The 12,331-nt window shown below is 32.9% G+C and carries 13 protein-coding genes and 2 tRNA genes; 10 read left to right on the forward strand and 5 right to left on the reverse strand.

Annotated elements, in window-relative coordinates:
• Positions 1–152 precede the first annotated feature (152 nt).
• The 9 genes from rseP (at position 153) to OZP06_RS06825 (ending at position 7,722) form a co-directional block, all read left to right on the forward strand.
• Entirely contained in the window at positions 153–1,496 is a 1,344-nt protein-coding gene (gene rseP, locus OZP06_RS06785) for an RIP metalloprotease RseP (protein ID WP_269224218.1), read from the forward strand.
• 83 nt (positions 1,497–1,579) lie between these two features.
• Positions 1,580–1,653, forward strand: a tRNA-Asn gene (locus OZP06_RS06790).
• A 59-nt stretch (positions 1,654–1,712) separates the two neighbouring features.
• The gene (locus OZP06_RS06795) at positions 1,713–1,970 is read left to right on the forward strand and encodes a GIY-YIG nuclease family protein (RefSeq protein ID WP_269224219.1); all 258 of its coding nucleotides are present in this window, start codon (positions 1,713–1,715) and stop codon (positions 1,968–1,970) included.
• Positions 1,971–2,090: 120 nt separating this feature from the next.
• On the forward strand, positions 2,091–2,372 hold the full coding sequence (locus OZP06_RS06800; protein WP_269224220.1) for a GIY-YIG nuclease family protein: 282 nt from the start codon (positions 2,091–2,093) through the stop codon (positions 2,370–2,372).
• Positions 2,373–2,868: 496 nt separating this feature from the next.
• Positions 2,869–2,942, forward strand: a tRNA-Asn gene (locus OZP06_RS06805).
• 524 nt (positions 2,943–3,466) lie between these two features.
• The gene (locus OZP06_RS06810) at positions 3,467–4,903 is read left to right on the forward strand and encodes a circularly permuted type 2 ATP-grasp protein (RefSeq protein ID WP_269224221.1); all 1,437 of its coding nucleotides are present in this window, start codon (positions 3,467–3,469) and stop codon (positions 4,901–4,903) included.
• 29 nt (positions 4,904–4,932) lie between these two features.
• Entirely contained in the window at positions 4,933–5,292 is a 360-nt protein-coding gene (locus tag OZP06_RS06815) for a hypothetical protein (protein WP_269224222.1), read from the forward strand.
• Positions 5,293–5,811: 519 nt separating this feature from the next.
• Positions 5,812–6,765, forward strand: coding sequence for an alpha-E domain-containing protein (locus OZP06_RS06820; protein ID WP_269224223.1), 954 nt, complete (start codon positions 5,812–5,814; stop codon positions 6,763–6,765).
• A 6-nt stretch (positions 6,766–6,771) separates the two neighbouring features.
• Positions 6,772–7,722: a transglutaminase family protein gene (locus OZP06_RS06825; protein WP_269224224.1), complete on the forward strand. Its 951-nt coding sequence runs from the start codon at positions 6,772–6,774 to the stop codon at positions 7,720–7,722.
• 26 nt (positions 7,723–7,748) lie between these two features.
• Here OZP06_RS06825 and OZP06_RS06830 read toward each other — a convergent pair whose 3' ends face one another.
• Both OZP06_RS06830 and dinB read right to left on the reverse strand, forming a co-directional pair.
• Positions 7,749–8,264, reverse strand: coding sequence for a PAS domain-containing protein (locus tag OZP06_RS06830; RefSeq protein WP_269224225.1), 516 nt, complete (start codon positions 8,262–8,264; stop codon positions 7,749–7,751).
• A 93-nt stretch (positions 8,265–8,357) separates the two neighbouring features.
• Positions 8,358–9,440: a DNA polymerase IV gene (dinB, locus tag OZP06_RS06835; RefSeq protein WP_281238525.1), complete on the reverse strand. Its 1,083-nt coding sequence runs from the start codon at positions 9,438–9,440 to the stop codon at positions 8,358–8,360.
• 195 nt (positions 9,441–9,635) lie between these two features.
• Between dinB and OZP06_RS06840 the strand changes: the two genes are divergently transcribed.
• Positions 9,636–10,103, forward strand: coding sequence for a CYTH domain-containing protein (locus OZP06_RS06840; RefSeq protein WP_269224226.1), 468 nt, complete (start codon positions 9,636–9,638; stop codon positions 10,101–10,103).
• Between the two features lie 41 nt (positions 10,104–10,144).
• Here OZP06_RS06840 and OZP06_RS06845 read toward each other — a convergent pair whose 3' ends face one another.
• The 3 genes from OZP06_RS06845 to OZP06_RS06855 all read right to left on the reverse strand — a co-directional run bounded on the left by OZP06_RS06845 (position 10,145) and on the right by OZP06_RS06855 (position 12,288).
• A complete protein-coding gene (locus OZP06_RS06845) occupies positions 10,145–10,639 on the reverse strand; it encodes a septal ring lytic transglycosylase RlpA family protein (protein ID WP_281238523.1) in 495 nt (164 codons plus the stop codon).
• A 74-nt stretch (positions 10,640–10,713) separates the two neighbouring features.
• Entirely contained in the window at positions 10,714–11,142 is a 429-nt protein-coding gene (locus tag OZP06_RS06850; RefSeq protein ID WP_269224227.1) for a hypothetical protein, read from the reverse strand.
• 90 nt (positions 11,143–11,232) lie between these two features.
• Complete coding sequence (locus OZP06_RS06855; RefSeq protein WP_281238522.1) at positions 11,233–12,288, reverse strand: fasciclin domain-containing protein; 1,056 nt, start codon at positions 12,286–12,288, stop codon at positions 11,233–11,235.
• Positions 12,289–12,331 lie beyond the last annotated feature (43 nt).

The following is a 12,331-nucleotide window of genomic DNA, read 5'->3' on the forward strand; positions in this document are numbered from 1 at the left end:
TTATATCTAGTAAAGTTATCGTACTAACACGAAAATAAAAATGAAAAATGAATTAATTAACAAACATTTAAAACGATACCCAAAAATATACCGTAAATAATAAAATAGAAAATAGTACTTTTGTCAGTCATTAAAGAACCGAAAATTAAAAAATGGAAATAGTTATCAAGCTTTCTCAATTTTTATTGAGCTTATCATTACTTATTATACTTCACGAATTAGGACATTTCATTCCTGCAAAATTATTCAAAACCAGAGTCGAGAAATTTTATTTATTTTTTGACGTAAAATATTCCCTTCTAAAAAAGAAAATTGGTGAAACCGAATATGGTATTGGCTGGTTGCCTCTTGGTGGTTATGTAAAAATATCCGGAATGATTGATGAAAGTATGGACAAGGAGCAAATGGCATTACCTGCGCAACCTTGGGAGTTTAGATCCAAACCGGCTTGGCAACGTTTGATTATTATGTTGGGTGGTGTAACGGTCAACTTTATACTAGCTTTCATCATATATATTGGTATGGCTTTTGTATATGGGGATTCCTATATTGCTAATTCAGATTTGAAAGATGGTGTTTTGATAGAAAACCAAGCGATGATTAATGCTGGTTTTAAAACTGGTGATAAAATAATCGCTGTTGATGGTGAAAAAATAGTACGCTTTGACAAGGAGATGAACTCAAAAGTGGTTATGGCAAAAGAAGTAGTTGTTGAACGAAATGGCGCACTACAAACGATAAAAATGCCAAATGATTTTATAGATCAACTGTCTAAATTTGAAAAATCTTCTTTACTAACTATCAGAAGCCCATTTGTTATTGGAAACATTCCTGATGAATCTTTAAACAAAGAGCTTAAAGCAAAAGACATTCTTTTGAAATTAAATGGTCAAACCACTAAGTATATTGATCAAGCCAAAGTAATTTTAGAAAACAACAAAAATAAAACAGTTACTGCAATTGTTCTAAGAGAAGAAAAACAAGTTCCTGTTCAAGTAAAAATAAATGGCGAAGGAAAACTAGGAGTACAACTTGGTGGTTTAGGTCTTGACTCTTTAGAAAAACTTGGCTATTATACCATTACACATCAAAAATACAGTTTTATGGAATCGATTCCTTTTGGCATTCAAAAAGGGAAAGATCAATTAGTAGGTTATGGAAAACAATTAAAAATGATTTTCAATCCTGAAACCAAAGCCTACAAACAAGTAGGTGGTTTTAAAGCAATATTTGATATTTTTCCAAGTTATTGGAGTTGGGAAACTTTCTGGAGCATCACAGCGATTTTATCGATTATGCTTGGTGTAATGAACTTATTGCCTATTCCAGCACTTGATGGTGGTCACGTAATGTTTTTATTATTTGAAATTGTAAGCGGTAAAAAACCAAGCGATAAATTCTTAGAGAATGCTCAAATGGTTGGTTTCGTATTACTTATCAGTCTGTTGCTTTTTGCCAATGGAAATGACATCTACAAAGCTATTGTGGGCAAGTAAAAAAGAATGTTTTTTTTGCCTTTTTTATTTGCTACATTTAAATAAAGTCATATATTTGCACCGCTTTAAAAGTGAACACACTTTCCTTCTTAGCTCAGTTGGTTAGAGCATCTGACTGTTAATCAGAGGGTCCTTGGTTCGAGCCCAAGAGAGGGAGCAATAAGCAGAAAGCCTTACAGAAATGTGAGGCTTTTTTTTTGCATAAAACCCAAATCTATGAATTGCGTTTACATTCTATATTCCGCAAAACTAAACCGCTTCTATATTGGATTTACATCTGATTTTGACACGAGGCTTGAATTTCATAAAAATGCAGAATCGCATAAATTTACTGCAAAAGCGGAAGATTGGGAATTATTCCTTAGAATTCCCTGCGCAAATAAAACACAAGGCCTGAGCATTGAAAAACACATCAAAAAAATGAAAAGCAAAACTTATATCGAAAATCTAGTAAAGTATCCAGATATTATTTAAAACTTAAAGATAAATACAAATAAGGCCTGTTAATCAGAGCCCCGATAGCTATCGGGAGGAGCAATAAGCAAAAAGACTATCAGAAATGATAGTCTTTTTTTTTGCATAAAACCCAAATCTATGAATTGCGTTTACATTCTATATTCCGCAAAACTAAACCGCTTCTATATTGGATTTACATCTGATTTTGACACGAGGCTTGATTTTCATAAAAATGCAGAATCGCATAAATTTACTGCAAAAGCGGAAGATTGGGAATTATTCCTTAGAATTCCCTGCGCAAATAAAACACAAGGCCTCAGCATTGAAAAACACATCAAAAAAATGAAAAGCAAAACTTATATCGAAAATCTAGTAAAGTATCCAGATATTATTTTAAAACTTAAAGATAAATACAAATAAGGCCTGTTAATCAAAGCCCCGATAGCTATCGGGGTTGGTTCGAGCCCAAGTCCCGATAGTTATCGGGAGGAGCAATAAGCAGAAAGACTATCAGAAATGATAGTCTTTTTTTTGCATAAAACCCAAATCTATGAATTGCGTTTACATTCTATATTCCGTAAAACTAATTATCAGGCAAAGTTTTCCTTTCTATAAATAACTCCTTTTCTTAAGCTATAAAAAATAAAACATTTTAGAACAATTTAGAACAAACACCACCCATAAAATCTACACAAGCATCAAGAGTTCAACAAGAAACCAAACGAAAGATTCCATTACGATCAATAAAAAAATTAAAAGCTAATGAGAAACATAATTTATTAAAAATAACACCCTTTTTTCTATTTAAAATACAGCAAATCCAACACCTCAAAAGGTTTTTAAAAATTTAAAAAAAATGTTTGCCACATTCAAATAAAATTATATCTTTGCACCGCTTCAAAAGTGAATCACACTTTCCTTCTTAGCTCAGTTGGTTAGAGCATCTGACTGTTAATCAGAGGGTCCTTGGTTCGAGCCCAAGAGAGGGAGCATTATTAAAAAGACTATCAGCAATGATGGTCTTTTTTTTTTGCATAAAATCCAAAACTATAAATTGTGTTTACATTCTATATTCAGCAAAACTAAAACGGATCAAGTCAAAAACGTTTCTATATTGGATTCACTTCTAATTTTGATATGAGACTTGAATTTCATAAAAACGCATAAGATTGAGAGTCATTTCCTCAGACTCCCTATAAAAACAAAGCACAAACACTAAATATTGAAAAACAAATTGAAATTTTCAAGTAATTTTCGATATAAACTTTATAACACCCATCACTAAACAAGGGTGTTGTCAATAAATTCCATTTTCCAAATGCGAAATCAAAAAAAAATTCAATCAAAAAAATTAGAATTGACAAAAAATGATTCCCTCAAAAAGAAAGTCATATAAATTACCAAATAATCACAACATTGTATTTTTTGGTGATAATAATTTAATATTTTAGTTCAAAATTAAGCTCTAAAAGCCATTTTGAATCATACTTATTAATTATTTAATACTGAGAAATATGATGAAAGTGATGCCAAAACTAAACCCAAAAGGATGGGATGAAATGTTCTCCAATGAAGGCGTGAGAGATTCCTATGCTCAAGTTCTTCAAACCTTACAAAGATTAAATCCAGAAAACCTAAACGACAAACAAATTCAGGCTTCGGATTTGTTCATGAACCAGGGCATTACATTTACAGTATATAGTGATGATGATCAAGGGATAGAAAGAATATTCCCTTTTGATATCATTCCAAGAATCATAACAAAAGCCGAATGGAGCGAAGTAGAAACGGGGATTAAACAACGTCTAAAAGCCCTTAATCTATTTTTGGAAGATGTCTATAATGGACAGCACATCATAAAAGATCGAATAATTCCTGCTTCATTAGTAGCCTCTTGTCCGCATTATATACAGGAAGTTCACGGAATAAAAGTACCTCATAACATTCATGTACATATTGCTGGAATTGATTTAATTCGTGGTGCAAAAGGTGAATTTTACGTTCTTGAAGACAACTTGAGATGTCCCAGCGGTGTGAGTTACATGTTGGAGAATCGCGAAATTACCAAACGAATTTTTCCAGACATGCTTACCTCCAACAAAGTAAGCATGGTAGGAAACTATCCAATGATATTTCATAATATACTAGTATCGCTATCTCCCCGAAATATATCCAATCCTAACGTGGTTTTACTTACACCGGGTGTCTACAATTCGGCATACTACGAGCATACTTTTTTGGCCCGCCAAATGGGAATTCCGCTTGTAGAAGGAAGAGATTTGGTAGTTAATAATAACAAAGTATATATGAAAACCACTTCGGGACTGCATCAAGTGGATGTAATTTACCGACGTTTAGATGATGATTATCTCGATCCATTGGTTTTTAAACCCGAAAGCACACTGGGCGTACCCGGACTTATTAGCGCCTATCGCCACGGCAACGTAGCATTAGTCAATGCTGTAGGTAATGGAGTTGCCGATGACAAAGCGGTCTATGCTTACGTTCCTGATATGATAAAATATTACCTTAACGAAGAACCCATACTTAAAAATGTTCCAACATACCAAATGGAAAACAAAGAAGAAAGAGAATTGGTATTTGCAAATATGGAAAATATGGTAATCAAAGAAACCAATGGCAGCGGCGGTTATGGAATGATTATGGGAAACAAAGCTTCCCAAGAAGAACTTGAAAATGGCAAAATAGCCATTCTTGCCAATCCCAGAAATTTTATCGCACAACCTATCATTCAACTCAGCACCGTTCCCTGCTTAATAGATGGCCAATTGAAATTACGCCATGTTGATCTAAGACCTTATGCTTTATGTGGACCCAATGGAGTAGAAATAGTACCTGGAGGACTTACTCGAGTCGCACTAACAGAAGGTTCATTGGTTGTAAACTCTTCTCAAGGTGGAGGAAGCAAAGACACTTGGATCATAAAGTAATTTCGTTTTAAATTTTAAAATGAATCAAAATGAAAAAGAAAATCTTAAACTCAGAAAAAAACGACAAACCAATGTTTGCTTTTTTACCAGAAATGGTTTTAACCCATTTAAACGAAGCGAAACCAAATGAACTTATAGCAGAGATTTCAGAAGAACCGATAATCCAAAAAATAACAATATCAGCAGAACCAGAAATCCCGAATTTAGAATCCAATATTGAAATTATCCCAAAAAAAGAAAAAAGAAAACCGTCTAAAACAACTCTTGAACCAATTTTGGAAAGTCCAAAAAGCAAATCAGAAGAAAATTCTATAATGCAATTTTTACATAAATTAAAAAACTACTATTATCAATTTATAAATCAAACAAAATGGAAACAAACATGTTAAGTCAAATTGAAAATCAAGCTGCTATTATAGAATCTATAATAGAATCAATTGTGGAGCCTATTATCTACAAATGTTAAAATAGAGCATCATTTAGGCACTATTCTCCAATCATTATGAACTCGCAACTATTTACGAGCTGATGATTTATGGGGTTTACCGAGGCAATTTGATAAAGTTAAGGATAAAATGATTGCAAATTTTTGATCTACGCTTTTAGACAACAGATATAAAAATGGTCGTGAAATAGACAATCTAATATTTTTTCAAAACTAGCTCTGTCATAAAAAATCGGCAATCCTTAATCTAAAACATCTAAACTTAACGTCATTTTGCGTGAGGGATAGAGCAAGGCGCCATGCGCTCGTGATAGCCCGACTCTGTTGAGTAAAGGGGCTGTATAAGCGGCACTGTATGTAAGCCCCTTTGCTCAACAGAGTCACGCCCCAATAATTAGGATTGAAAAGCTATCCCAAATCTATTACTAAACAAAGTTTTTTTACATTTTATAAATCGGATCAAATGAAAGCAAATATGCTAAGTCGAGTTGCAGACGGAATGTTTTGGCTCAACAGATATATGGAAAGAACCGATGGCATGCTGCTAACTCTTAATACCAGTTACATATTGTCATTCGACAAAGAAACCGAGGATTGCCAAGGCTACAAACCGCTGTTAAAATACTACACTGACCTAACATGCAGTCAGATAAACGAATTTCAATACGATACTAACTTTGTTTTGAAATACATTATTTGCGATAGCTTAAACCACAATTCGGTAAAAAATTTGATTTTAAAAGCTCGGGAAAATGCGAGAGGATCTCAAGACAAAATAACCAAAGAGCTTTGGGAACATATCAATTCATTGTATCACTTTATGAATTCCCCAGATCTTCCCAAAAAACTAGAAACTTCAGATGCTTTACAAATTGTAAATAAACTCAATAAAGACCTCTTGCTCTATAATGGTATATTACATGTTACTATGCCAAGAGGACTTGGATGGAGTTTTTCGAATATTGGAAAACTAATTGAGAGATGCTTACAAACCATCTCAATGACTCAAGCCTATTATGCACCGATACAATACAATTTGGAAGGAAATGAAGATGTAATGTACTGGAGAAGATTATTACTTTCATTATCTGGATATGAATTATATCTAAAAAGTTACAGTAACCTTAAACACAACAGAAAAATAGTTCAACATGTGATTTTCAATCGCGATTTTGCTCATTCTGTAATCTATACGTTAGATTTAATTAATAAATATTTGGATTGCCTCGTTAAAGACAGTGAAATAAGTGAAGCTCGAAAATTATACAATCAATTTGGAAGATTAAAAAGTTATGTTGACTTTACAGACTATCATCACCTAACTGGCACACAGTTAGAAGAGGTTCTGGAAACTACAAAAACACAATTAAATCAGTTTTCAGTTGACTTCTCAAAATTATTTTTTTCCTACACCTAATAACTTATGGCAATATTCAAAATAGTTCACATTACAAAATACCAATACAACTGGCCAATAAAAGAAAGTATAAACGAGTTACGCCTATTTCCTCATAATTTTAGCAATCAAGACGTCATCGATTACCAACTTTTAATCACTCATAATCCAGAAGTAGAATATTATCATGACTACTACGGTAATAAAGTTGCCAATTTTAACAATCTTGAGGCACATGAAGAAATGGTCATTGAATCCAGAATGACTGTTCAAGTGAATCATTCTCTAAAAATACCCGCTTTTGACAGTAATACCATAAAAGACATTGAGAAAGAAAAAAGTGAAAACATAACCTTATTAAGACTTAGTTATCCAGAGGTTATTGTAAAACAAGAGGAGATAAAAACCATTTTGACATCAATAGATGTAGCCAATAAACCAATTATAGAAATTGCACAATTATGCAATCAGTACATATTCGATAACTTTACTTACACTAAAGGAATTACGAATATCGAAACTACAATTGATGAAATTCTAACCCTTAAAAAGGGAGTATGCCAAGATTTTGCGCATGTATTATTGCAACTAGTTCGTACTTTTGGCATTCCTGCCAGATACGTGAGTGGATACATTTGCCCCTACGAAAGCGGCTTAAGGGGCGAAGGTGCAACACATGCCTGGGTCGAAATTTACACCCCTTCGCAAGGCTGGTTAGGTTTAGATCCCACCAATAATATATGGACAATGGACAATCATGTAAAATTGGCTGTAGGAAGAAATTTTTATGATTGCACCCCAATTAAAGGAACTTTTAAAGGACTTGCAAGACAAACGCTCTCTGTATGTGTATCAATAGGCTATGAAGACGGCAGACATTATGAAGAAATAAACGATGTTCTTCTTGAAGAAATTCCACAGGAAGTTAAGGAACAAATAAGCTATATAGAACAACATCAGCAGCAGCAACAACAATAGTATTCTAAATAAGTATCTTTTATAAGTTAAGCAGCCTGCTCAAATGCTATGAAGTTTACTAACTCTCCTTTTTTATTAAAAATGGGGAAACCTTCAATATTGCAATAATATAGTTCTCCGCTTTTTTTATAATTTAAAACTTGTTTAACGAATGGTTTTTGAAGCGAAATAGCTTCTCTGATTTCAAGGGAGGTTGTCATAACAGTCTCTTTACCCTGAAACATTTTTGGGCTTTTGCCAAGCACTTCCTGCTCTCTATATCCATTCATTTTATGCAAACTATGTGATGCAAAAACAATATTCAAATTGGCATCTGTGATCAAAATGACCTTTTCTTCCAATTTATTTTTGAAATCCCAATCTGCATTTTTCCATTTTTTTGAATTGGAAATTATCGCGATTTTATTATAATCCAAAACTACATTTTTTAGTTCCGTTTTATAAGTAGCACTAAAACCCCAAGAAATTAAAGGAATGGCATTCCACTTTAAGGAGCAGAGATACTTTGCTTTAGGATTATTATTGTCATATTGAATTGCCATAATATTGATTTTAAGGTTCAAATATAAAAACAATACAAAGAACACAATACAATTCGTTAGGGTTTAACTATTGTTGAACCAAAGTTTTATTGATCAAAAATCAAATTTAAGCTGTACGACAATTGTTTTTTTAATTTCTGTATTCAAATTACTTAAGGAAATTCCAAGAAGTCGAACAGAGTCTTTCATCTTTTCTTGGTACAATAACTCCTTTACAATTTCCAGAATAAGCGATTTATTCGAAATAAAATAAGGCATTGTTTTACTTCGTGTTTGTTGAGTAAAATCGCTGTATTTTATTTTCAACGTAATCGTTTTGCCTGAAATTTGGTGTTTTTTTAAACGGCGTTCTAATTCGGCCGCAATTTTTTCAAGTTTCTCAATCATAAATATTTCAGAAGAAAGATTGATATCAAAAGTATGTTCTGCTGCCACTGATTTTGTAATCCGATTTGATTTTACTTCACTGTTGTGAATGCCCCGCACTACATTGTAATAGAAACCGCCAGACTTTCCAAAATGTTTATCAAGGAACTCGATTGATTTTGTTTTTAAATCTAAGCCTGTAAAAATCCCAAGTTGAAACATTTTTTCGGTTGTTACCTTCCCCACTCCATAGAATTTTTGAATGGGTAATTGCTCCAGAAAAGGAATAACTTCGTCAGGATTTACCGTTTTTTGACCATTGGGTTTATTGTAATCACTGGCAATTTTGGCGACAAACTTATTGACCGAAATTCCAGCCGAAGCCGTAAGCCCAACTTCATTAAAAATTCTTTGGCGAATTTCATGTGCCAATAAACTGGCGCTAGGATTTCCTTTCTTGTTTTGAGTAACATCCAGATAAGCTTCGTCTAAAGATAGAGGCTCAATCAAATCTGTATAATCTCGAAATATTTTATGGATTTTTTTGGATATTTCCTTGTATCGGTCAAAACGAGGGCTTACAAAAATAAGTTCTGGGCAATTTTTTTTAGCCAAAACTCCACTCAAAGCTGAACGAACACCAAATTTTCTAGCCTCATAACTAGCCGCAGAAACGACACCTCGATTTTCGGCACCGCCTACTGCTATAGGTTTTCCTTTTAAATCAGGGTTGTCCATTTGCTCGACTGAAGCATAGAAAGCATCCATGTCAATGTGTATGATTTTTCTATATGGAGGTGGTTCGAGCATTTTACAAATTTAAAAACGTTTTGAAAAAAATGGAACAACGGAACTGTTAAAAAATAAATGAATATCTTTGATGCACTGACTAGCCCAGATAGAAACGGCATCTCCCGATTTAGAAAAACAAAACTTTTTTGTCGTAGTTTTTGTTAATTGGGAATATAGTGTACAGCTGGAAAAAGCTCCTTATACTTCAAATAAATGGTAGAAATAGAAAGAAAATTTTTGGTTACTTCGAAAGCTTTCAAAGAAGTGGCTTTCAATCAAAACAGAATAAAGCAAGGCTATTTAAGCTCCATTCCTGAAAGAACGGTTCGCGTTCGTGTGAAAGGCAACAAAGGTTTTTTGACTATAAAAGGAATATCAAACGAATCAGGCATGTCCAGATTTGAATGGGAAAAAGAGATCCCTGTTGATGAAGCCGAGAAATTATTGCTTTTATGTGAAAAGGGCGTAATAGACAAAACCCGTTTTGAAATCAAAACGGGCCATCATATTTTTGAAGTAGATGAGTTCTATGGCGAAAATGAAGGATTGATTATGGCTGAAATTGAATTACAGTCAGAAGAAGAATCCTTTGAAAAACCAATTTGGCTGGGAGAAGAAGTCACTAATGACAACAGATACTACAATGCTTTTTTGAGTAAGAATCCCTTTAAGAGTTGGTAATTGTTTGAGTAATATTTTTTTACTAGTTCCTAAAAAAGCAATTATTTTCTCAATTCCTCAATTTTCACATTAACAGCACCACTCCTTTTGTTGGACGTTATATCCATAAAAGCTTTTTTACTTAAGTCAATTTCTCTTCCTCTGGCAAAAGGGCCTCTGTCAATCACTTCTACAATAACGGATTTTCCATTGGCTTCATTGGTAATTTTTAGTTTGGTTCCGAAAGGGAATTTCCTATGAGCTGCAGTTAATTTTTGATTATCAAAACGTTTGCCACTTGCTGTTCTCTTTCCATTAAATTTATCATGGTAATAGGAAGCATGTGCATTTTTTTTGAAGAAAACAAATTTACCAGTTTCGATAATTGCTGAGTCTGGGGCGACAGCAATTGGCTCAACATCTTTTAGTACAACCTTTGTTGATTTTTTTACGGTGTCTTTATTAATGGTAAATTTTTTGCTGTTTATAATGGAACTTTGACTGCTTACTAGACCAATATTGGCAAGTAAAAACAACAATGTGATTATTTTTTTCATTTATAGTTTATTAGGTGAAACTCTGATTTATAAAAAAAATTATGGGTAAAAAAAGTCCTTTTCAGGACTTTTCATTAGTTTTTAAACCATAGCGACCAAGGAATTCTACTTAATACCAATAACAACCCTAGACCGTAAAATATAGAGAAGGTTTTGAATTTTGATTCACTTGTAGTCAATTTTTTATGTTTTGACCAACCGATTGTAATTAAGGCAATTGCGATTAGATTGATTAACGGATGCTCCAATGAAGTTAAACGTAAAGCTTTATCAGACATTAGCCCAAAAGAGGCAAGTCCTAGTGGAGATACAAAGTATAAAATTATACCAAACAACAATTGTGTGTGTATTCCAATTAAACCAAACAGCGCAATTTTTCTGTCTTTGGCCGTAAATTCTTTTTTAGTAGCCAATCCAATTAAAGCATTAACAACAGCAATAACAAGAACTAACAATGCAATATATGCCCAGCCAGAGTGAAATTTTTGTAAAATAGTGTACATAAATAGTTTTTTAATTTAAACAAATATAAGCAAAAAAGTCATAAAAAAACCCAGAAAAAATTTCTGGGTTTTTTAGAAAAAAAATATATTCTACATTGGTTGTAATACTTTATCAATTATTTGAATAACACCATTAGTACCTTGAATATTTATAACTTTAATATTTCCATTAACTACGGGAGTAACTAAATCTGTAATTTTAACTGTTCCTTTGGTAATAGTAAATGTTTTAGCAGGTGCAGGAGTACTAAATAAAGTATTAACCTTAACGTCTGCAAAAGCCGTTGAAGAAGTATAAGAGGTTGCAGAACTTGCTGTATTATTTCCTGTTTGTAAATGATATTTTAAGATATTTGTAATTTCAGCATCTGTTTTTCCAACTAAATAACCACCTGTTCCCAATGCAGTTGTAAAAGCATCATTATTTGGAGCATATACCGTAACAGCGCCAGTGGATGTAAATGTTGCATTTGTTAAAATTGCTAATACACTTGCTTGAGCAGGGCTACTTACAACTCCTAATAAAGATGATAAACTTGGGGTTGAAATAATTTGATTTACTATTGTTGGTAATTTTAATACGCTATTAATTACGTGAACTATTCCATTACTAGCCTCAATATCTACACTAGTTATTTTGGCACCTCCATTTGTTTCCCCGGCATTTATTAAAATATCTGTTCCAGTTTTACTAATAGTCATATTCAAGTTAGCACCTGTAAAAGCCAAAGGATTATTTCTATAATATCCAAAAGTTTTAAAAGAAGCTGTGGCAACTAAATCTGCCGATCTTGTTCCTACTCCTATAATGTGATTTTGAAGAGATAATTTTAAATCAGCAATTTGTTGAGCATTAACAACTGGGTCAAGAGCAATAATAGACGCACTTGTAACCCCTGCAGCTGTAAAAGCAGCATTTGTAGGAGCAAAAACAGTATAAGAACCCGGATTACTTAATGTAGTTGCTAATCCAGTTTTATTTAATGCATCTACTAATATACTAAAATTAGCAGGATCTGCTTTTGCAATATCAACTATAGAAGGAAGTTTTACTACATCTTTGTTATCATCATTAGTACAAGAAAAAGTCATTAATGCAACCGATAAAACGGCAACAAAATATAGGATTTGATTTTTAAATTTCATAATTTTTGTTTTTCTGTTTATAAAGTATTCGTCTAGTTTTTAA

The organism is Flavobacterium sp. IMCC34518, from assembly GCF_027111095.2.
Taxonomy (GTDB): Bacteria; Bacteroidota; Bacteroidia; order Flavobacteriales; family Flavobacteriaceae; genus Flavobacterium; species Flavobacterium praedii.